We start from the raw sequence: 22,761 nt of genomic DNA on the forward strand, positions 1-22,761 counted from the left end.
TGCAATTCACTTTGCTTTTACAAATTGGCATCAAAAAATCCATTTCTCAGCAAGAAACTATTCTTACTCCAGCTCAAAAGCTCCGGTATAAAGCTGGTAGTATTTTCCTTTCTCTGAAATCAATTTCTCATGGCTTCCTCTCTCGATGATTTCCCCTTGTTCCAACACCATGATGACATCGGAGTTCTGTACAGTGGATAGTCTATGTGCAATAACAAATACAGTTCTACCGGCCATTAAAGCATCCATGCCCTTCTGTACGATGGCCTCCGTTCTAGTATCAATGGATGAGGTTGCCTCGTCCATAATCAGAACGGGAGGATCGGCTACCGCAGCTCTGGCAATGGATAGGAGCTGTCTCTGTCCCTGAGAAAGGTTTCCTCCGTTTCCACTAAGCTCGGTATCGTATCCATTCGGAAGTCTTGTGATGAAATCATCCGCTCCGGCTAGACGCGCCGCTGCAATACACTCTTCGTCAGAGGCATCGAGCTTTCCATAACGAATATTTTCCATTACGGTACCGGTAAACAGTACGGTATCCTGCAGGATAATCCCGAGAGAACGGCGAAGATCTCCTAAGCAAATGTCATAGACATCGAAGCCGTCATAAATAATCTCTCCCTTTTGAATGCTGTAAAAGCGATTCAAAAGATTAGTGATTGTGGTTTTTCCAGCACCGGTAGCTCCTACAAAAGCCACCTTCTCACCGGGATGGGCAAAGACATTGATTCCCTTTAAAATCATGCGCTTTCCGTCATAGGAGAAATCGACGTCCCGAAGCTCCACATCTCCCAAAAGACGCTTCAGAACGACAGTGCCGTCCTCCTTTACTTCCTTCCATGCCCACATTTCCGTGCGATCCGTTGTTTCCACAAGTTCTCCGTCCATGTCCTTAACGCTTACAAGACGAATATGACCGCTATCTTCTTCCTTCATCTCATCCATTAAGGCAAAGACTCTCTTTGCTCCGGCAATGCCCATCACAACAGCATTCACTTCCGACGAAATCTGCCCCACCATGCCGGCAAATTGTCTAGTCATATTGAGGAAGGGAATGACAATGGAAATGCTTAATGCCAAACCGGAGATAGAAAGATTCGGTACCTTATAGGTTAAAAGAACACCGCCAAGAATAGCCACCAAGACATAAAGAATATTTCCGATATTTCCTAAAATCGGCATAATGACACTGGAATAGCGGTTTGCCGAATTGGATACGGAGAAAAGCTCGTCATTATAGTGATCAAAATCGGCTATCGCTTCCGATTCGTGATTAAAAACCTTCACTACCTTTTGACCGTTCATCATTTCCTGGATAAAGCCCTCGGATTTGGCTAGTTCTTCCTGTTGGCGCATAAAGAAATGTCCTGACTTTCCGCCGATATCCTTTACAACTCGAATCATCAGAACAGAGCCCAAAATAACGAGGAGGCTTAGCCAAAGAGAATAATATAACATCAGAAAAACAACCGTCACAATAGTAATAAAGGAAGACAGTGCTTGCGGAATACAAATCGAAATAAACTGCCGCATGGAGTCAATATCGTTTGTGTAATGACTCATGATGTCTCCGGTCTTATTCTTATCAAAAAACGAAATCGGAAGGTCCTGCATGCCGTCAAACATCTTTTGTCTGTATTTTTTTAAGGAGCCTTGTGTGATTGTCGCCAGATTCCAGTTATAGATAAAAGCGGCCAGTAAAGAAATACCGTATAAAATTGCGAGGATAGTAATTTGATTAAAAATCGGCTCGGAAACAGACTTCCATTCCCCGCTTTTATAAGCCCTTTCCACGAGGCTGATAATTTTCTGCTGAAACAGGGACGGAATCGCCGAAACTACGGCATTGACTACAATCAAAACAAGTGTAAGAGGCAAAAAGACCGGATAAAAGCTAAAAAGTGTTTTTAGAATTCGTTTCAAAGTTGGAAAAAAATCTTTATCGATTCCTTTCTTTTTATTCTCCATCTTTTTCCTCCTTTCTGTTTTGTGACTCATAGGTCTCCCTATACTCTTTCGAGCTTTCCATTAGCTTCTCGTGATTTCCCTGCGCAATAACGCGCCCCTTATCCATGACCAAAATGAGGTCGGAATCCTGCACGGAAGCTATTCTCTGTGCAATGATGATTTTTGTGGTATCGGGAATGAATTCCTTAAAGCCCTTTCGAATTAAAGCATCCGTCTTTGTATCCACCGCGGAAGTCGAATCGTCTAAGATCAAGACCTTCGGTTTTTTCAAGAGTGCTCTAGCAATACAAAGTCTTTGCTTCTGTCCGCCGGAGAAATTACTTCCTCCCTGCTCCACACGACTTTCATAGCGGTCCTTCATATTGTCAATAAATTCGGCAGCCTGAGCAAGCTTGCAGGCATGCTCGATTTCTTCCTGCGTGGCATTTTTATTTCCCCAGCGCAGATTCTCCGCTATCGTTCCGGAAAAGAGGATGTTCTTCTGCAAAACCACGGCTACCTGATCACGAAGTACGGTTAAATCATAGTTCCGTACATCCACTCCGCCAACCAGAACCTCGCCCTCCGTTACATCATAAAGACGGGAAATAAGCTGGGTTAAAGAAGACTTCGCAGAACCGGTTCCGCCAATGATACCTACCGTTGCACCGGACGGAATGTGCACTTCCACATCGGAAAGCACATTTTTCTTGGCATCTTTCGAATATTTAAAGGAAACATGATGAAAATCAATGGAGCCGTTCGGGACTTCCATGACCGGATTTTCCGGATTTTGTAAGTCGCTTTCTTCCGTAAGAACCTCTACGATTCTTCGAGTGGACTCAATGGAAATGGAAACCATAACAAAAACCATAGCCACCAGCATCAGGCTCGATAAAATCAGGAAGCTATAGGTCAGTAAGGCGGAAAGCTGTCCGACATCCAGACTTAAGCCCTGTGTAATTACAACGAGGTAAGAACCGAAGCTTAAGATAAAAATAACCCCAATATAAAGGCAGAACTGCATTAAAGGATTCGTAATCGAAACAAGCTTCTCCGCCCGAATAAACTCATTCGCAAGCTTTTCCGCCCTATCGTTAAACTTCTTTTTCTCGTACTCTTCTCTTACAAAGGCCTTTACAACTCGCATCCCCTGCACATTTTCCTCGATGGAATCATTTAATGCGTCATAGTTTTTAAAGACCTTATCGAACATCGGCATCGCCTTCGCAATCAGAATCGCAAGAGAGGCTCCCAAAAACGGAATCATGATGCAGAAAATGATAGCCATTCTTCCGCCAAGAAGAAAGGCGGCCGTAAAGGCGAAAATCATCATTAAAGGCGCACGAAAAGCCAGACGCACAAGCATCATATAGGCCATCTGGACGTTACTGACATCCGTAGTCAGTCTGGTAACCAAAGAAGAGGTTTCAAATCGGTCGATATTACTGAAGGAAAAGCCCTGAATCTTTTGAAACATATCTCTTCTTAAATTTCTGGCAAAACCGGTCGATGCGGAAGACGCATAATTTCCGGCCTTGATTCCGCAAACTAAAGAAAGCATAGCCATAATCACAAGGACTATGCCATAACGCAAAATCATAGGAAGGGAAGCATCCACCTTCATCTGATTAATCAGTCTTGCCGTAAAGAACGGAATCATGCACTCTAAAACCACTTCCGCACTGACAAAGGCGGGAGAAAGCATAGAGTCTTTCTTAAATTCCCTTACGGACTTAGACAAGGTTTTTATGATTGTCATATTCTCCTCCTAAAACTGAAAAATACACGGTGATCGGAAATCCTATTTCTAAACAGAATAATAATTATAACTTTTATAACATTAACATCCCTTTTCTACACGTAGGAAAGGATAAAGTCTGCCACATAATAATGAGTATCCTGCAAAAGCACGAATACTCATTAAATACGTGACATTATAAAACAAAATACGGCAAAAAGTAATATGGATTTTTTGAGAACATCGGTTCGTGAATTTTTTCCAAACTTTTTTAAGCACGAAGCGTCACTTTTTTGCGTACTGTTTCGTGTTTCTAGCTTGCCTGGAACTGGCTTTCATAGAGTTCCTTGTAGAAACCGTTTTCCTGAAGAAGCGCGTGGTGACTGCCCTTCTCGATGATGTTTCCGTCTTTCATAACGAGAATACAATCCGCATTTTGTATGGTGGAAAGTCTGTGCGCTACAATAAAAGCGGTTCTGCCTTTCAGCATTTCCTGAAAAGCGCTCTGTACTTTCTGTTCCGTTCGGGTATCGATGGAGCTTGTTGCCTCATCCAGTATCAAAATAGTCGGATCCATCAGCATCACTCTTGCAATGCAAAGCAGCTGCTTTTGTCCCTGAGAAAGATTTCCGCCGTCCTCGGCAAGAATGGTATCGTAGCCTTTAGGAAGCTGCATGATAAAATGATGACAGTGCGCCCTCTTGCAAGCCTCTTTAACCTCTTCCAAGGAAGCATCCTCTTTACCGTAACGAATGTTTTCGAAAACGGTATCGGACTTTAACCAAGTTTCCTGCAGTACCATGCCGTAGGCTCTTCGAAGAGAAGCTTCTTCAATCTTCTCATAAGGAAAGCCGTCCAGATAAATCTCTCCCTGATTGGGAGGATAAAAACGCATTAAAAGATTAATTAAAGTCGTCTTTCCACAGCCGGTAGGACCGACAATCGCAATGGTCTGTCCGGGCTCTACCTCCAAATTAAAGTCCGTTATCAGCTTCTGTCCTTTTTGATAAGAGAAATCCACATGGGAAAGAGCCACTTTTCCGCTGATTTCCGCTCCCAGTTCCTGTGTTTCTTTCGTTCTGTCCATGGGCTTTTCATCCAAAAAGGAAAATACCCGAGAGGCGGAAGCCAGAGAATTTTGCAGCTCCGTAATCACGGAAGTAATGTCATTAAAGGGTTTTGCATATTGGGTGGCATAGGCCAAAAGGGAACTTAAGCTTCCTACGGAAAGCATCCCGAGAATGGCCAGATATCCGCCGATTCCGGCAACAAGCGCATAGCCCAGAGCATTTAAAAAACGGGTCAGAGGGTTCACGAGAGAGCTGTAGAAATTCGCCTGCATACTGGATCTGGACATTTTCTCATTCTTCTCCCGGTAGAGCTTCTCCATATCCTCTTCCTTTTGGAAAGCCTGAATCAACTTGATATTCCCTACCACTTCCGTTGTAAAGCTCGAGGTCTCTCCTCTTTCCTTGGACTGCCTTTGGAAATAAATATAGGCACGCTTTGCAATAAACTTCGCAATAAAATAGGAAAGCGGCGTTATCAGAAGTAGGATAACGGCTATCTTCCATTCCAAAATGAAGAGGAAGACAGCTGTTTCTATAACCGTCAGTACAGCCTGCAGAAATTGATTTAAGCCCATAAGAATCCCTTGGGAAAATTGCTCTATATCCGTAGTCAGTCTGCTGAGGAGGTCCCCGGGTTTCTCCCTGTCATAGTAGGAAATCGGAAGCTTCTGCATATGATGAATACAGTTTCTTCGGAGATCTTCCACGAGCTTATAGCTTAAATAGGTATTCACCTGATTCATGCACCATTGGAAAAAAACCGTAAAAACTAAGATTACAAGCATAAGAAGGAGAATCCGGTGTAAACCCGAAAAATTCACCTTACCCTCGGAAAGCAAATTGTCAATTCCCTTTCCCATCAGAATAGGAAGGGTCAGGGATAAAACCACAGTTAAAAATGAGAGAAAAAAGGATAAGAATATCCAAAGCTTATAGACCTTGGCATATTGCAAGATTCTTCGAAAGACCTTACCTTGGGTATATTTTTTCTCCTCCATTTACAACTCCTCTTTTTTAAGCTGGGAAAGACAGATCTCCTTGTATACCGGAGAACTCTCCAAAAGCGCCTTGTGCTTTCCCATACCGACTATTTTTCCCTGATCCATGACGATGATCTTATCCAGGTCTCGGATACTGGCCACTCTTTGTGAAATAATGATTTTATTTTCTACTCTTTTATAGGCGGAAAGTGCATGTCTAAGTTTTCTTTCCGTAGCAAAATCCAGTGCGGAAGAAGAATCGTCCAAAATCAGGAATTTAGCCTCTCCTACCAAAGCCCTTGCAATACAAAGCCTCTGCCTCTGTCCTCCGGAAAAATTCTTTCCCTCCTCTGTAACAGGAAGTTCCAGTCCCTTTCCCTTTTCCTCTATAAATTCCTTCGCACAGGCCATGTCAAGCGCATCCCAGAGCTCTTTATCCGTGGCATTTTTATTCCTCCAGAGCAAATTTTCCCGAAGCGTTCCCGAAAATAGTACAGCTTTTTGAGGAACAAGCGCAATAGAACCGAAAAGCTCCTCCTTCACATAATTCCGCTGGTTTTTTCCAAAGAGTCGAATTTCTCCGCTGTAGCATGGATAAAAGCCGGAAAGAAGGGAAATCAAAGTCGTCTTTCCGGAACCTGTTCCCCCGATTATTCCGAGACTTTCTCCTTTTTTTATGGAGAAATTCAAGTCGGAAACGGCATATTCTCCATTATTTCCATAGGAAAAGGAAACATTTTGAAAAACGATGGCTTCTTCCTCATCCTTAGAGGTATTATCTTCCGTGTTCCACTTTGAATCACTCTCTATTTCTGCATTATCCATGCTTCCGTATTGTCTTGATAAATCTGAAGAGGCCTCTTCTACCTGTTCATTTTCTATTGCAAAAACCTCTTCCACTCTGTCTAAACTGGCGAGTCCTTTTAAAATGAGGATAATCAAGTTGGCAAGCTTAAGAAGCTCCGCAAGAATCTGGCTCATATAGTTCGTAAGAGCCACTACATTTCCCTGAAAAAGCCTGCCGTCGTTCACAAGCCTGGAACTGAAATACAAAATTCCCATAAGACCGAGCTGAATAATAAGCATGCTTAGGGGATTCAGTAAGGAAGAAATCTTTCCCACTTTTACCTGCATGGCGGTATAGGCTTCATTACTTTTTTGAAATCCCTCTTCTTCCTTTTTTTCTCTATAAAATGCACGAATCACGCGGACACCGAGAATATTCTCCCGAACCTGCTTTGTGATTTTCTCCAGCGCTACTTGAATCTTCTTGTAAAGAGGCATCGTTATCAACATGATTCCGAAAATAAGAACGGAAAGAAGAACGAGTACCAGAATAAAGAGCAGTGAGATAGAGGGAGAAATCCGAAAGGCCATGATCACTGCACCGAATACAATAAAGGGAGAACGGAGAAACAGGCGTAAAACCATATTTACCGTGGATTCAATCTGAAAAATATCGGGACCGAGCCTTGTCAGTAAAGAGGCGCTGCCGACCTCGTCAACATTGCTGTAGGAAAGATTCAGGACCTTATGAAATAAGGCATTGCGATAGGACTGTCCCACATGCATCGCCACTTCCGCTGCAAAATACTGTGCCACAATCGCGCAAGACAAGCCGATTAGGGCAAGAAGCAATAAGAGAAAAAGGCTTTTCCAGATAATTGCCGCATTTCCCTTTTGAATTCCACTATCTATCATATAGGCAATGACCATGGGAACAAAGAGCTCAAAGAGGCTTTCCAAACATTTGAAAAGCGGTGCAATGATACTCTTCCCTTTTAACTCAGAAATATACGATAATAGCCTTTTCATACTTCTTCCTTCGTTTTTACTTTAAATACAAATCAAATAGTTCTCTTGCAAGAGGCGCCGCCGTTTTTCCGCCGGTATCTCCATCCTCCACCAAAACAGAGACAGCAAGCTTCGGATTGTCCATCGGAGCAAAGCCCACAAACCAGGCATTGGTCTTCAGCTTTCCGCCTTCCTTCACTTGTGCCGATCCCGTCTTTCCGCAAACCTGATATGCCTTGGTTTTTAAAGCGGAAGCCGTTCCCTCCGTAACGACAGAACGCATAAATTGTTTTAAAGCATCGCTCTCGGAAGAAGACATCAGTGTAATTTCTTCTCCCTTCGGAAAATGATGCACCGCCGTTCCTTCTTTTGACTTTACTTCAGAAAGAATGGTCGGATAAATAAGTGTTCCGTGGTTTGCTATGGCTGAAACCATGCAAAGGTTTTGCAAGGGACTACAGAGAGTCTCCCCTTGCCCGATTCCGCTTTGCATCTTAAGCCAGGTCGGAGAATCCGCTGTCAAGCTAAACTGCCCTGCCTTGGAAGGAAGCCCAATAGACAAGTCCTTGTTGTAATAAAAATCTTCCGCTAAGCTTTGAAGGCGATTTACATCAATCTCCGAGCCGATAAAAGCAAAGGCCGAGTTACAGGACTGCGCAATAGCCGACTCGAGATTCACCGTCCCGTGCACCTCTCCGTTATAGCAGTGAACCACATTCGCGGGATTGGAAGGATCCACGTATTCTCCCTTACATTTAAAGCTGAAATCCTGCCAGTCAGTCGGATGCTCCCGAATATATTCCAGTGCCATAAGGAGCTTGAAAGTCGATCCCGGCGGATAGAGTCCCTGTGTTGCGCGATTTACAAGATTCCCGTCCGTATTCTCTTCGGAAATTAAACTGTCCCAATTTTCCTGTAATTGATTCGGGTCAAAGGAAGGCGCGGATGCCATGGCAAGGATTCTTCCGCTGGAGGGTTCCATACAAACTATGCTTCCCTTTCTTCCGTCCAGTAAAGAATAGGCAAGCTTTTGTAAATCCGCATCTAAAGAAGTAACCAAAGTATCTCCCGGATTTTTTCTGTTTTCGATTTCATTCATAAACTTCTGTAAGGGATTGATGCCGGAATTCGTGAGGTAATAATTCCCAAGGGATTCTATGCCTGTCTTTCCCTTCACGCTGTAGCCCACAGGATGGGCGAAAGCAGCGCCTCCCGGATATTCTCTACTTTCCGTTCCGTCTTCTTTCGTCACGGTTTTTGCAATGACCATGCCGTCAGCCGTTTGAATTTCCCCTCTTACCGTCTTTTGCGCAAGATAATCAATTCTTGCATTATAAGGGCTTGCCATCTTATCTTCTGCCTGAAACAGGATGAAATGACAAAAATAAACAATCATAGCAAAGAATATGAGGGCAAAGAGATAGACAATCCCGAGCATTTCTCGATTTTGCTTTCTTCTTATCATGGCAAGTTTGGTTTCGGAAATAGCTTCCTCCCGTCTTCTCTTCGCTTGTTGTCTTCCTTCCGTCTGTTTCTCTCTTTGCTTATTGATCTTGTTCTCCGGATTCTTCTCTTTCCCTTTTCGGCTTTTTTTCTCTTCGCTATCTTCTCTACGCATCTTCTTCCTCCGACTCCATTTCCTGTTCTTCTGCGCTTTCTGCGTCTTCCTCCATTTCTACCTCATCTTCCTGTCCCTGGATGATAAAGAGGGACTGAAAAAGGGCGAATACGATAAAACTGGAAATCAAACTGGATCCGCCGTAGCTCATAAAGGGTAGGGTTACGCCGGTGGAAGGTACAAACTTAATTGCGCCTCCAATGGTGAGAATCACTTGAATAACATAAATTACGCTTAAGCCCAGAGCCACAAGTTTATAGAAAGAGCTTTCCATATCTCTTCCCATCATCATCATTTGCATAAAGCAGGAAAGGCAGATAAGGATTAGGCAAATGGCCACTACCCCTCCCATTTCTTCGGAAAGAGCGGAAAAAATAAAGTCATTTTCCACAATAGGAATCTTATTGGGAAGTCCCTGAAAAAGGCCGAGCCCCAAAAATCCGCCGGTACCGATTGCAAAGAGAGATTGAGTAATCTGATAGCCCTTCCCCGCCATATCTCTCCAGGGATCGATAAAGGCATAAACACGGGTTCGCACATGCGAAAATAAGCCGTACGACACAATCCCCGCCAAGGCGGAAACAAGCCCTCCCGCTAAGAGATAGAGAAGCTGGTTCCTTGCGACATAGAGCATAAAAACATAGGAAATAAAAAGGAGGAGGGCTGAACCCAGGTCTTTACAAAGCACCAAAATGATGCCATGCAATGCCGCGACACACGCAGAATGGATGACGCCTTCTTTCCCATGCTCTTCCGAGAGGATTCCCGCTATGGAAAAAACAAAGGAAAGCTTCACAAACTCCGATGCCTGAAAACGAAAACCGAAAAGGCTCACACTCATCTTGGCACCAAAGTTCACCGTTCCCAGTACAAGCACAAGAAGTAAAGATACAATCCCGATACCTGCGAAAATATAGCGAAACTTCTGAAAATCCCAAATTTTATCCACAATATAGGGAATCACTAAAACAAGGAGACTTGCCGCCATGGCAACCGCAAACTGCTTGATTGCCTTAGCCTCCTGCAGTCTAGCAAGTAGAATCCACCCTAAAGCGAGAAAAAGACACTGATTATTCAGTAATACCTCGTTATAGAAGGGATAGAGCTTTTTCCAAATAAGAGGATAAAGCAAAAAATAAAGAAGCTGCGGAAGGTAAAAATAAATATAAAACAGATTTCCCGTCTGAAAATACAATACCGCATAGGAAATAAAGTGAAGAAGAAGCAATATCTTATACAAAAGACCGGAGAGCTTCTTCTTTCCTTCTCTATAATCTATCGATAAATTTCGAAACAGCCCGTAGCTGTATAAAAGCATTAAAAGAATGCTGATAATCTTGGCAAAACTGCTGAAGAGATTTCCCATACCGATCCCCCCTTACTAAAACGCATACCCACGAAAGCTGCAATTCAGAAGCTTTACTTCCAAACTGTTTCTTTCCTGAATTTCTCTACCTCTACTCAATTCCTTTATGAAAATGCCCTCTGGTAAAACTCTTATTCATCTTTCCCTGAAGAATCTCTTCCACTTCATTTTTACTCTCCACCGTAAACTCCAGACGAAGACTCTTCGGTTTAAGAGCCGCTACTTCCTTTTCCAAGCCGAATAGAGAAAAAACATCGGCATTGAAGATTTGATTATAGCAGAATTTACAATACAAACGTACAAATAATTCTTTATTTTGTCTGTCTTTTAATCCTAAAATATGGTTCTTTTTCGTGCATCCGTTTCTTGTTTTTTCCACACAGTTGGCACTCACCATCATAGGAAGATGGCCGTAAAAGAGAAGCTCGGTCGAAAGCCCCGCTTTGTTTGCCCAAGAGGAAAACTCCTTATCTTCCCGGAAATTCAGCTCTATCGGGAAAGTGATGGTCTCTGCACCAAAGTCCTTCCATACCTCTAAAGCAGAGGCATTGTAGCTGTAAAGCGTATAATCAAAAACAGAGTGAAAGTTTCTTCTTTCCACCCTCTGTAAGACAGAAACCTGATCTAAGCTTCGGAACAAAAAGGCGGAAAAAAGAGAAGTTTCTTCATTTTCCGTAAGCCAGGAAAGACAGGTCTTTCCCCGGTCTTCACGCCTTTCAATTCTTCGAAAGCGAAGCGCGGCTTCCAATCCTCTTTCTTTTATTTTCTTGGCAAAGCGCCGGATTTCCTCCTCTGAAAAAGAAGCTTCATCCAAATAAATGCGCTGAATATTCTCTGCCTTAAGACATGCATCCAGCTGCTCTTCTCTTTCAACGGATACCGTTACACTTCCGATTTCTCGGATTTCGTCTAAATTTGGCAAGAATGGCCTCCCTTACTCTTTCACATCCCTCTCTCCTTAAAGCATTTAAGGCGGAAAGTGGAATAAATACCTCTTCTTCTCCTCTAATACACAAAGCTTTCGCATAAAAGCAGCTGTTTCCAAGCTTTAAAAGCTGTTTTTCCATTTCTTCCTTCGATGTGGCTCTCTGCTTCGCTTTCTCCACAGGCTGCTCTCCAAAAACACTAATCCGAATATCTTCCTGTTCCAAGGACAGCTCTAAAACTGCACCGCTCTCCACCTTAAGCTCCATAGATAGGGGAAGCTTTCTTTCCCGCTCTTCCATGGATTTTCGAAGAAAAGCGGTAAGTTCTTCCTCTTCCTTTCGAAAAGGACGGTCTACGAGAGCAATCATGTCCTTTGCATTGTGCTGATGTAAATAGGAAGTCTCTCCCCCTCGGTCATACACCGCCTTTAAAAGTTTTCTGTCCTGATCGGAAACCGTATAGCTTTCCCCCTTTAAGGCTAAATCAAGGTATTTCCGGTAAACGGAAACTACGGTTGCCGTATACAGTTCCGACTTCATTCTTCCCTCAATTTTCAAAGAATAGGCACCGGCTTTTAAAATCTCCTCTAAAGAATCCAATGTATTCATATCCTTCATACTCAGGAAATTTCCCTTTTTCCCGGCTGTAGTATATGGCAGGCGGCAGGTTCCCGCACATCTTCCTCTGTTTCCGGATCTCCCTCCGAGAAGAGAGGACATAAAGCAGGCACCGGAATAGCTGTAGCACATCGCGCCATGCACAAAAACTTCCAGCTCCGCTCCGGTAGACTCATAAATATCGGAAATATCCTTAAGAGATAGTTCTCTCGACAGTACAATTCTCTCCATACCAAAAGAAGAGAGGAGCGAAACCGCCTCTCTCGTGTTGGCTGTCATCTGGGTACTGGCATGCAGGGGTAAATCCGGATAAGCTTCCTTCAGAACTTTAGCTACCCCTAGATCCTGCACGATTATGGCATCCACTCCCGCTTCCACATAGGGATCCATGTATTCCAAAAGACCTTCAATTTCCTTCTCCTTAAACAGTGTATTCACCGTCATAAAGAGCTTGACCCCGTAGAGATGACAAAACTCGATTGCCAAGAGGAGTTCATCCTCCTCCGATAAAGAGGACTTTGCAAAGGCTCTGGCCGAATATTTCTGTCCTCCCATATAAACAGCATCGGCTCCGGCAAAAACCGCAGCCTTACACACCGAAAGGGAACCGGCAGGCGCCAAAAGCTCCGCCCTGTATTTTTCCCCCATTATTTTTCTCCTTTATTTCCCTCTGTCTCAAAAAGCCTCTTCTGTGCCTTTTCGAGCTCCTGTAAGGCTCCATCCAGCTTCATCTGCGATTTAACCAGATCATGCTTTAAGGAATAAATCTCCTTTTCCAGCTCTTCCTTTTCCTGTTCCGCCTTCTCCGTTTTGGCCTGTTCCTGAAAAAGATCATCACAGATATTGATCTGCAAAAGAATGGAGCGAAGCTCTTCGTCCAATAATCTGTAGTTCTTAAATTCCTTTTTAAAGGAGGTAATCTTTGCGTTTAAATAATTGGAAACACTGACAAGATAGGCCTCCGACTCTGTCCCGCTTACCCTGACTATTTTTCCGTCAATGATTACATCTACTGTATTTTTATCTCCCATTGCTTCTCACCTTTTCCCGATTATTGGACCAGACCTAAATGTCTGTATGCACTTTCTGTTGCGACTCTGCCTCTTTTCGTGCGATCAATGAGGCCTTGCAGTAAAAGATACGGCTCAATCATATCCTCTACCGTTCCGCTGTCTTCTCCGAGACTGACTGCCAAAGTTTCGAGGCCTACCGGACCTCCGGAATATTTATCCACAATTGCCGTAAGATAGGCTCTGTCATTTTGATCGAGGCCCAACTTATCGACATTCAGTAAATCCAGACTTTCCTCTGCCACTTCTTTGGTAATCACGCCGTCGTACTTTACATCCGCAAAATCCCGGATTCTGCGAAGCAGACGATTGGCAAGTCTCGGTGTTCCTCTGGAGCGCATCGCAATACTCTTTGCCCCGTCCTCTTCAATCGGAACGGAAAGTACCTTGGCACTGCGAAGCACAATTTTCGTAAGCTCTTCCTTCTTGTAAAATTCCAGCTTACTGATGATTCCGAAACGATCTCTTAAGGGGGCAGATAAAAGGCCGGCTCTTGTTGTTGCACCGATTAAAGTAAAATGAGGAAGCTCTAAGCGAAGGGAACGGGTACTGCTTTCCTTTCCAAGAAGGACATCGATTGCAAAATCCTCCATGGCAGGATAGAGCACTTCCTCTACCTGGCGATTCAATCTGTGAATCTCATCGACAAAGAGCACATCTCCTTCGGAAAGACTGTTTAAAATGGCAGCCATTTCTCCCGGCTTTTCAATCGCCGGTCCTGAGGTAATCTTACAATTTACGCCTAGCTCATTCGCAATGATATTGGAAATCGTCGTCTTTCCAAGTCCGGGAGGACCATAAAAGAGGCAATGATCCAAGCTTTGTTTTCTTTTTTTTGCCGCTTCGATATAAATCGAGAGCATTTCCTTCAGCTTTTCCTGCCCTATATAGTCGGAAAGCATTTTGGGACGAATCTTCGGTTCATAAACCAAATCTTCCCGGCTTTCTTCTGTCTGAATTAGTCTTCTTTCCATGCCCATTCCTTAAAAAGCGAGTTTCCGTAAGGCGGAGCGTAGTATTTCTTCCGCATTCATCTCCTCTACATTCGGCGTCTTAACGATGGCTGTCCTTGCCTCCCCCTGCTTATAGCCAAGAGAAAGCAAGGCTTCCATTGCTTCCTGCATGGCTTCACTAAAGCCTCCTGAAAGCGGCTCTTCAGGCTCCACAGCCCCGGGTAGCGCATCTTCTACCTGTAATTTATCCTTTAATTCGAGTATCAAACGTTCTGCAGACTTCTTTCCGAGACCCGGTGCCTTTTGAATACGCTTACTGTCCGCTGAAAGAATCAGCGCAATCAGCTCTTCTCTTCTAAAACAGGAGAGAATCCCGAGAGCGGTCTTCGCTCCGATTCCCGAAACCGAAATCAGTTGCATGAAAAAGTCTCTATCCTTCTCCGTAAAAAAACCGAACAAGTCCTGTCCGTCTTCCCGTACAGAAAAATAGGTATGTAAGAGAAGCTCTTCTCCAATAGGAGGGGCTTCCGAAAGCACGGAAATCGGCACTCTTACGCCATACCCCAAGCCCCCGGCCTCTATAATCAGACTATCCTCTTTTTTCTCTCTCAAAATCCCATGTACAAAACGAATCATATTTTCTCCAATCCGAAATAGTCTAGCATAAAAGCGGGGTTTTCTCAACGGAAAGAAAAGCCATTGAGTACTCCTTTTACTTATGTCTTGCTTAGGTATACTCCAGCCTTTCTACGCAGAAATCACTAAAACATAGAATGTAAATATAAAATACATCTTCTAAGCAGTATAGGTCTGAAAGTGGGGCACGCTCCCGCTAACCTCGCCTCTACTAAGCAAAAAACGGCAGTTCCTCTGTTTTTCGCAAGTACCGGCGGGTTCAGATTACCCTCTTTTCAGACCTATACTGCATCAAATATATTTATAATTTTAATTTTTCAATCCGTGTTAAATACTATCGTTGTGAATCCCTCATTAGGGACTTTTCTTTAATAAGATATCGCACGCTTTCCGCACGATACTCGGTATGCATAAAAATTCTAATCCTTATGCCCACTCGAAGTTTTCTTTTCCGGCAGCCGCTTCAAAGTGATACTTTACAAGTCCGGTATCAATGCCCTGGAACTCTCCCGCCTTGTACTCAAAGTGCACGGTGTTGCCCTTTCCTTTGATGTAGAAGGACTGACGATTGAAGGCGGTCGGCGCCATAAGAGCGTACTCTACGCCGTCTTTAAACCACTGCGGTGCCTCTCCTTCGTAGGAGCAAACCTCGAAGTCATCCTTACTGTGGTGCACACTTCCCTGCTCTTCGCCATAGCCGATAGAAATCACACCGTATACCGTATGATTCGGGCACTCTTTCTTTACGGCATCCTTATTAAAGCTTGCGCCGACCCACCAGGTATTTAAACCGAGTTCCTGCGCATAAAGCATGATGTCTGCACTGCAATAACCGATTTTCTCTTCTACGCCTTCAGCGGGATCCGCAGCAAGGATGATGAAGTTCTTGGCATTCTTGGTAATCAATTTATCGATTAACTCTGCAAAGGCGGTACCATCTTCCGTATGCAGTACCAGATTTAAATGATGCTCTTTATTTAAAGCTTCGATTCTTTCATTCAACTTCTTTACAATTTCCTCCGGTAAAACAGTATCCTTATACTTTCTTACCATGTGTCTTTTCTCCATAGCCTCTCTAATTGTCATTGCTCTCCTCCTTAAAATGTATAAGTATTTATATTTTTTGAAAATAGACATCAACTTTATCAGTATAGCTTCTTTTTGTCTTGTTTGCTACTTCTTATTCAAAGCATAATGCATTATTCGTATCGAAGTGCCACAATCGGATCTTCCTTCGCCGCCTTATTGGCAGGATAAATCCCGAAGAAAACACCGACAATAGCAGAAAAGACAACGGCAATGATTACAATAGCCGGTTTTACCACCACAGTCATGTTAAATGCCATAGCCCCAAGATGAACAAGCGTACTGGCAAGAATCACGCCGATAAGCCCTCCCAGTGCGGAAAGCAGTGCCGACTCCGTAAGAAATTGCACAAGGATATCCTCCCTACTCGCACCAAGTGCCTTTCGAATACCGATTTCTCTTGTCCTTTCCGTAACCGTAACCAGCATAATATTCATAATGCCGATACCGCCTACCAAAAGAGAAATCGCAGCAATACCTCCGATTGCCGCGGAGAGACCGCCCATAAAACCGTCCACCTGCTTCATTTCATCCTGAACGGAAGAAATATACCAGTCCTCAGGTTTACGATTTTTCACACGGGAAAAATAATTCTTGATATCTGTATTCAAGCTATTCATTTCCTCTACTGTAAAATTCTTTTTCCCATAATAGCGAATCGTAGAGAAAGTATCTGCGGGTCCCGTAAGAATCGTCCATGGCACAAAGGCCTCTCCATTTTTGTCCTGCGAGCCCATAAGCAGTTTTTCGATAGGGCTCAAATCCTTTCGATAAACCGCGATAACGGAAAAATCCTGTACCTCTCCACGAAAGTCCGCTCGAAAATGTTTTCCTGTAGCATTTTCGGTACCGAAAAGCTTTAGTGCCGTGTTCTCGGAAATCATGGCGACAGGCTTCCTCTCACCCACATCCTTCTCAGAAAATGTCCTTCCATTTAATATTTTCAAAGGCTGAAAATCGGTAAAATTGTACTCCACACCGGAAAGTCCCACCTTCAATCGATTTCTTCCCACCTTGACATCAATGCTTTCATAGGGGGTGTTGTCCGCATAGTCAAGGCGGCTGCCGAAAATCCTTTTAAAATTATTAAAATCATCCAAAGTGAAATCATCACTATCTCGCAGATCATTCCAATCCATATAAGGACTTATCATGATAGAAGCCTGTGTCACACCATAATTTTTATACAGGTCGGAGAACATCTTTCGAATACTATCCCCGATAGACACAATGGATATCACGGATCCGATACCGATGATGATTCCGAGCATGGTAAGCAGGGATCGCAGTTTATTGGCACGAAGAGAGCCCAGTGCCATTTTAACATTCTCAAGAAACATGACTTTCTCCTTTATACATACCCTCGAAAATACTCAAGTCTCGAACCGCTGTAGGATTCTCATTTTTCTTATCGGAAATGAGCTTTCCGTCCGAAAAGCGCAGCATTCTGTCCGTATAGGCCGCAATATTTTCCTCATGCGTAACGACCACCACAGTTGCTCCAGCCTTATGGAGTGCGGAGAACATTTCCATGATTTCCACGGAACTTGCCGTATCCAGGTTTCCTGTCGGCTCGTCGGCAAGAATCAGGGGCGGCTCATTCGTAAGAGCCCTCGCAATGGCTACACGCTGTCTCTGCCCCCCAGACATTTCATTCGGCTGATGATGGATTCTTCCCCCCAGTCCTACCTTCTCAAGAAGCATTGCCGCTCTCTCACGCCTCGCCGCCGGAGACTTCTTATGGGCATAAATCATGGGGATTTCCACATTTCGAAGGGCACTCATACGACTGATCAGGTTAAAGCTTTGAAAGACAAAGCCGATTTTCTCATTTCTAACCTTGTTTAAAGTGTTCGGATCCATCGCGGCAACATCTTCTCCGTCCAGAAAATAGTTTCCCAGAGTCGGCTTATCGAGACAGCCCAGTATATTCATAAGCGTCGATTTTCCGGAGCCGGACTGTCCCATAATCGCTACGAACTCCCCTCTTTTTATCTTAAGGTTTATTCGATCCAGTCCCAAGACCTTTACTGCTCCGGTATCATATATTTTCACTAAATCTTTTAGTTCAATGAGTACATCATTCATTTTTTTATCCTAGTTTGTTTTTACTACAACACCGCTCTCACTTGCACTGATACTCTCTCCCGCATTGTTCTTCGGCATCTCACTAACCTCTAAGCCTTCTGTAAGACTCGCATCCGGAGCACTTACGAAATGGGCTCCCTCTTTAAAGACGGCATCCTCTTTTAAAGGACTGACTTCTACGGAAACATCGCTTTCCACTCCGGTTTTTACAGCTACAATATGAATTTTTCCGTCTTCCACAAAAGCCATCTGACTGCTTCCATCTTCACCCGTAATCACTGCGGAAAGCGGAACCACAAAGACATCCTTGGCCTCGGAAAGCACAATATCAGCCTTTGCGGTGATACCGGAAATAAGTCCCTTTTTATCACCTTCTATTTTAATCTTAATCGGAATAACTCTTTCTGCGGTATTTCCGCCTTTCGCTTCTCCTGTCGGAGAAATGGAAGAAACCTCTCCTTCCAGTTTTTCGTCTCCTAAGATATCCGCACTGATAATTGCCTTCTGTCCAAGACTTAATTTCCCGATAGAATACTCGGAAACGCTGATGGAAAGCTCCAGTTGATCCAGATTTTCCACCGTAAACATCGGTTTTCCGTCCAGTAAGTTATCCGCAAACTGCCCGGCTTCCACGTTTACTCTGGTAATTGTTCCGGAAATGGGTGCTTTAATCTCAGCGGAATCCACGGCACTCTGTGCTTTCTGTAAACCTTCTTCCGCGCTCTTAATTTGCAAATCATAGCTTTCGGAAACCTGCACATTACCTCCGCTTACCTTGAAGCTTCCAAGACTTGCCTTCGCATCCTTTAAGGCACTTTCCGCCTGCTCATATTCGCTTTGAGAAATATCCCCGCTCTCCAAAAGGCTGCTCTTCCTCTGGAAATCGAGAAGCGCATTGTTATAGGCAGTCTGCACTTTGGCATACTCTGCCTTGGTATTCTTCGTCGCATCTTCCTTATTGGCCTTTGCAAGTTCCACCTGAGTTTTAGCCGCTTCCAAAGCTTCCTCTACATCCTTGGTGTCAAGCTTTGCAATGAGCTGCCCTTCCGTTACCTTGTCGCCTTCCTTTACGAGGATTTCCTTCACCTTGGCATGAAGTGCTGAAGTGACATGCTGAGACTGGGTGCCGGAAACGGGACCGGAAACGCTGAGTTTTTCCTGAATATCCGCTTTGGAAAGGCTCTCCGTATTAACAAGCACCCCACTAGCCTTACTCGGAAACAATAGATTTTTCAAAATAAAAAGCACAAAAAGAAGGAGTAGCCCGAGGAATATCCACTTCTTCTTTCCTTTTTTCTTCTTAGGCTTTTCATTCAGAAGCTTCTCTACCTCTTCTGAGATATCTCCCCCCTGCTTTTCTTCTTCCTTCATTTTTCTTCTCCTTAAACTTAAAATTCGAATATTCTTGTGATAAACTATGCTTGCTTATTATAAAACAAATAAACAGAAAAAAAATGAGAAAATATAAAAAAATTTTTTAATATCATGTTTTTGTGGAGGACAAATGGAAATCATTCAAGAGGATTTAGCTTATACGGAAGACAGGGCTGCGTTAGAAGACGTCCTCACTTCCGTTTTCAGGAATATCTCCTTGGAAGACGCCCTGCTCTATGACATTGAAACGACAGGGCTTAATCCGAAGTCTTCTCAGCTTTATCTCCTTGGTATACTGCTTTTTCATAAAGAAAATAGTGAATTAATCCAGTATTTTGCCGAAAGCGTCCTCGACGAAGAGGAAATTTTGGAACAGTTTTTTCAGCTTTGTAAAACAAAGAGAGTTCTCATCAGCTTTAATGGAGAAGGCTTTGATAACCGTTTTGTCGAGTCCATGGCCAAGTCCTATGGAAAGCTTCCTCTTCACCTGAATTTAAAACAGCTTGATTTATTTAAACTGATTCGTAAAAGAAAAAAATTTTACGGATTGGAAAGTTGTTCTCTTAAATCCTGTGAACGTTTTTTAGGCATTCATCGCGAAGACCGGTGTAGCGGAGACGAACTGATTTCCGTATACCGGGAATATTTACAGGATAAATGCAGTGAAAAAAGGAATATGTTGCTCCTTCATAATCGAGAGGATATTCAAAACCTTCCCTCTCTCTTCTCCTTTTTAGCTTATGAAAATATCTTTCAGGGGAATGTCCATTTTCAGAGGGCAGAGATCTTAGTAAGGGATGAAATGAAAGAGAAAAATGACAATCATCAAAAAGATAACTCTTTACAAATCAAGGACTTAGAATTGGAAGAAAGACAAAATAGCCGAACTTCCGAAAAACTTTGCCTCAGGTTTTCCCTTCCCTCTTCTGTCCCCGTGCCCCTTACACTCACTCCGAAAAACTTTCTCCTAGAGATAAAAGAAACATCTCTTTGTCTCACTGTCCCCCTCTACCAAGGGGAGCTTTGCTATTTCTTTAAAGATTACAAGGATTATGAATTTATCCCTTCGGAAGACCGCGTAGTACATAAGTCCTTAGCAGCCATGTACCCGAAGGAAATGCGGGAAAAGGCCAAGGCATCAACCGCCTATCAAAAAATGAAGACATCTTTTCTTCCGGTATTTCAGGAAGGAGAGAAAGTCTTCAAAAAAACGTATCAGGATAAACAGTGCTTTATTCCTTTTAAGGAAAATACTTTTGAGAGCATAAGTCCGGTGGAATATCTGCTTAGCTTTTTTAAAATACATTTTTAATTTTTAAGAATATGGCTATGTTTTCGCTATCTTATATCACTTTCTTTTTCGCTACTTTTTCTCCAAGCTCTCATTCACAAAAGCAATGAGACCGCCCTTATCGATCATATCCTGTAAAAAGGGAGGGAAAACTGCCATATCGTAGCTTTTACCACTACTGATATCCCGAATTCTCCCGGCGGAAAAATCCACTTCCACTTCGTCTCCCTCTTTGATTTCCTTTGCCGCATCGGGGGATTCTACAATGGCAAGACCGATGTTTATGGCATTTCGGAAAAAAATTCTCGCAAAGCTCTCTGCAATAATACAGGAAACACCGGAGTCCTTTAATACCTGCGGAGCATGCTCCCTGGAGGAACCGCAGCCGAAGTTCTTTCCGGCTATCAGGATGTCTCCCTTTTTCATCTTTTTATGGAAGTCCTTATCAATGTCCTCCATGGCGTGTGTAGCCAGAAGGCTTCGGTCCTGAATTGCCAGGTAACGTGCCGGAATAATCACATCCGTATCGACATTGTCCCCATATTTTATACAATTACCCCTTGCATTTTCCATACCGTTCCTCTCCTATTTTCGTTTCTAATTTTCTTCGCTATTCATTTTCATTCTTAAAACAAGATGTCTCAGGCTTCGCCTTAGCCACTTGTTAAGAATAAAAACAGTCTTTCTCCACTAATGATTTCCATTTCTCAAAATTCTATTTTCTTCGCTATAGATTTCTATTTTTTGAAATAGTCTATATCCTTTTCGCTAAATTCTTTATTGATTCCTGTTAAAAGACGGTCTTTCCTTACAGCCCCAGCTCTTTCGGTCCTGCGATATAGCCTAAAACTGCCGATGCCGCAGCGACCTCCGGAGAAGCCAGATAAATTTCAGAGCTTGCGTCTCCCATTCTTCCTACGAAGTTACGATTGGTGGTGGAAACGCATCTTTCGTGCGGTGCCAAAATCCCCATATAGCCGCCAAGACAAGGCCCGCAGGTCGGGGTACTGACTACTGCACCGGCCTCGATTAAGTCCTTGATATAGCCCTTTTCCATCGCTTCCAAATAAATCTTCTGCGTTGCCGGAATCACAATGCAACGAATATTTTCCGCAACATGACGACCTCTTAAAAGCTCTGCGGAGACGGCAATATCCGATAAACGACCGTTTGTGCAAGAGCCGATAACAACCTGATCAATTGGAATCTTATCGAAAGTCCCGATTTCATGCGTATTTTCCGGCAAATGCGGAAAAGCCACTGTAGACTGCAGTGTAGAGAGGTCTATCTCTATCACTCTCTCATACTTGGCATCCGAATCCGCTTCGTAAACGGTATAGGACTTATTTCCATGCGCTTTAATGTACTCTATTGTTTTTTCGTCAACCGGGAAAATACCGTTCTTTCCGCCCGCTTCAATCGCCATATTGCAGATGGCAAAGCGGTCATCCATGGAAAGGGAAGAAACGCCCTCTCCGCTAAATTCGATAGACTCGTAAAGTGCGCCGTCCACTCCGATTTTTCCAATCAGGTGTAAGATCACATCCTTTCCGCTGACATACTTTTGCAGCTTTCCTTTTAAGATGACCTGAATTGCATTCGGCACCTTAAACCAAAGCTCTCCTGTAGCCATAGCGGCAGCCATATCCGTAGAGCCCACACCGGTAGAAAAGGCTCCCAGTGCCCCGTAAGTACAGGTATGAGAATCCGCACCGACAGAAAGCTCTCCTGCTGTAATCAGTCCCTGCTCCGGAATAAGAGCATGCTCAATTCCCATATTTCCCACATCATAATAATGCTTTAAACCGTTTTCTTTTGCATAATTTCGGCAGATCTGGGTGCACTTTGCAGAAGTAATATCCTTGTTCGGCACAAAGTGATCCATAACAAAAACCACCTTATCTTTATCAAAGACACCCTTCCCCTGAATCTTCTCCCGCTCTCGAATCGCAACCGGAGTCGTGATGTCATTTCCATGAACCAAATCCACCTTTGCAAGAATCAGTTGACCGCTTTCCACCTTCTCCAGTCCTGCGTGCTTTGCCAAAATCTTTTGGCTCATCGTCATTCCCATCGTACTCTCCTTTATCTTCAGCATTTTTCAGAAAATACAGCTCACAACCACTCCGAAAAAACGTTTTCTCTTCTTCCTTTTTCTTCTCTGAACAAAATATACTGCGTAACGTCCATAATATATTCATTT

Annotated in this window: 18 protein-coding genes; 1 reads left to right on the top strand and 17 read right to left on the bottom strand. The window is 43.5% G+C overall.

The features are described from left to right. Window positions 1-63: 63 nt before the first annotated feature. The 15 genes from HMPREF9624_RS02215 to HMPREF9624_RS02285 form a co-directional block, all read right to left on the bottom strand. Window positions 64-1,968 (bottom strand): ABC transporter ATP-binding protein, encoded by a 1,905-nt coding sequence (locus HMPREF9624_RS02215; protein ID WP_009536342.1) that lies wholly within the window; start codon window positions 1,966-1,968, stop codon window positions 64-66. Then, window positions 1,958-3,709: an ABC transporter ATP-binding protein gene (locus HMPREF9624_RS02220; RefSeq protein WP_009536343.1), complete on the bottom strand. Its 1,752-nt coding sequence runs from the start codon at window positions 3,707-3,709 to the stop codon at window positions 1,958-1,960. Before HMPREF9624_RS02220 ends, HMPREF9624_RS02215 begins: the two co-directional genes overlap by 11 nt. 292 nt (window positions 3,710-4,001) lie before the next feature. Further along, complete coding sequence (locus HMPREF9624_RS02225) at window positions 4,002-5,756, bottom strand: ABC transporter ATP-binding protein (RefSeq protein WP_009536344.1); 1,755 nt, start codon at window positions 5,754-5,756, stop codon at window positions 4,002-4,004. Continuing rightward, complete coding sequence (locus tag HMPREF9624_RS02230; RefSeq protein ID WP_009536345.1) at window positions 5,757-7,553, bottom strand: ABC transporter ATP-binding protein; 1,797 nt, start codon at window positions 7,551-7,553, stop codon at window positions 5,757-5,759. A 16-nt stretch (window positions 7,554-7,569) separates the two neighbouring features. Next, the gene (locus tag HMPREF9624_RS02235) at window positions 7,570-9,150 is read right to left on the bottom strand and encodes a peptidoglycan D,D-transpeptidase FtsI family protein (RefSeq protein WP_009536346.1); all 1,581 of its coding nucleotides are present in this window, start codon (window positions 9,148-9,150) and stop codon (window positions 7,570-7,572) included. Then, window positions 9,143-10,516, bottom strand: coding sequence for an FtsW/RodA/SpoVE family cell cycle protein (locus HMPREF9624_RS02240; RefSeq protein WP_009536347.1), 1,374 nt, complete (start codon window positions 10,514-10,516; stop codon window positions 9,143-9,145). Before HMPREF9624_RS02240 ends, HMPREF9624_RS02235 begins: the two co-directional genes overlap by 8 nt. Before the next feature lie 91 nt (window positions 10,517-10,607). Continuing rightward, window positions 10,608-11,438 carry a hypothetical protein gene (locus HMPREF9624_RS02245; RefSeq protein WP_009536348.1) on the bottom strand — a complete coding sequence of 277 codons (831 nt, stop codon included), beginning with the start codon at window positions 11,436-11,438 and terminating at the stop codon, window positions 10,608-10,610. Continuing rightward, window positions 11,386-12,708, bottom strand: a complete 1,323-nt coding sequence (locus HMPREF9624_RS02250; RefSeq protein WP_009536349.1) for a peptidase U32 family protein — start codon at window positions 12,706-12,708, stop codon at window positions 11,386-11,388. Before HMPREF9624_RS02250 ends, HMPREF9624_RS02245 begins: the two co-directional genes overlap by 53 nt. Continuing rightward, a complete protein-coding gene (locus tag HMPREF9624_RS02255) occupies window positions 12,708-13,091 on the bottom strand; it encodes a cell division protein ZapA (protein WP_009536350.1) in 384 nt (127 codons plus the stop codon). The genes HMPREF9624_RS02250 and HMPREF9624_RS02255 overlap by 1 nt, the downstream gene beginning before the upstream one ends. A 20-nt stretch (window positions 13,092-13,111) precedes the next feature. Continuing rightward, complete coding sequence (gene ruvB / locus HMPREF9624_RS02260) at window positions 13,112-14,104, bottom strand: Holliday junction branch migration DNA helicase RuvB (protein WP_009428439.1); 993 nt, start codon at window positions 14,102-14,104, stop codon at window positions 13,112-13,114. Window positions 14,105-14,113: 9 nt separating this feature from the next. Then, window positions 14,114-14,719, bottom strand: coding sequence for a Holliday junction branch migration protein RuvA (gene ruvA, locus HMPREF9624_RS02265; RefSeq protein WP_009536351.1), 606 nt, complete (start codon window positions 14,717-14,719; stop codon window positions 14,114-14,116). A 426-nt stretch (window positions 14,720-15,145) separates the two neighbouring features. Continuing rightward, entirely contained in the window at window positions 15,146-15,805 is a 660-nt protein-coding gene (locus tag HMPREF9624_RS02270; protein WP_009536352.1) for a nitroreductase family protein, read from the bottom strand. 113 nt (window positions 15,806-15,918) lie between these two features. Beyond that, window positions 15,919-17,145, bottom strand: coding sequence for an ABC transporter permease (locus tag HMPREF9624_RS02275; protein WP_009536353.1), 1,227 nt, complete (start codon window positions 17,143-17,145; stop codon window positions 15,919-15,921). Continuing rightward, window positions 17,135-17,893, bottom strand: a complete 759-nt coding sequence (locus HMPREF9624_RS02280) for an ABC transporter ATP-binding protein (protein WP_009536354.1) — start codon at window positions 17,891-17,893, stop codon at window positions 17,135-17,137. Before HMPREF9624_RS02280 ends, HMPREF9624_RS02275 begins: the two co-directional genes overlap by 11 nt. A 9-nt stretch (window positions 17,894-17,902) precedes the next feature. After that, complete coding sequence (locus HMPREF9624_RS02285) at window positions 17,903-19,264, bottom strand: efflux RND transporter periplasmic adaptor subunit (RefSeq protein WP_009536355.1); 1,362 nt, start codon at window positions 19,262-19,264, stop codon at window positions 17,903-17,905. Between the two features lie 133 nt (window positions 19,265-19,397). On the opposite strand from HMPREF9624_RS02285, the gene HMPREF9624_RS02290 reads away from it, so the two are divergent. Beyond that, window positions 19,398-20,579: a ribonuclease H-like domain-containing protein gene (locus HMPREF9624_RS02290; protein WP_009536356.1), complete on the top strand. Its 1,182-nt coding sequence runs from the start codon at window positions 19,398-19,400 to the stop codon at window positions 20,577-20,579. 51 nt (window positions 20,580-20,630) lie between these two features. On the opposite strand, the gene HMPREF9624_RS02295 is transcribed toward HMPREF9624_RS02290, so the two are convergent. Next, the gene (locus HMPREF9624_RS02295; RefSeq protein WP_009536357.1) at window positions 20,631-21,131 is read right to left on the bottom strand and encodes a 3-isopropylmalate dehydratase small subunit; all 501 of its coding nucleotides are present in this window, start codon (window positions 21,129-21,131) and stop codon (window positions 20,631-20,633) included. 235 nt (window positions 21,132-21,366) lie between these two features. Next, window positions 21,367-22,632, bottom strand: coding sequence for a 3-isopropylmalate dehydratase large subunit (gene leuC / locus HMPREF9624_RS02300; RefSeq protein ID WP_009536358.1), 1,266 nt, complete (start codon window positions 22,630-22,632; stop codon window positions 21,367-21,369). Window positions 22,633-22,761: the final 129 nt, after the last annotated feature.

This window comes from Oribacterium asaccharolyticum ACB7, assembly GCF_000238075.1.
Taxonomy (GTDB): Bacteria; Bacillota; Clostridia; order Lachnospirales; family Lachnospiraceae; genus Oribacterium; species Oribacterium asaccharolyticum.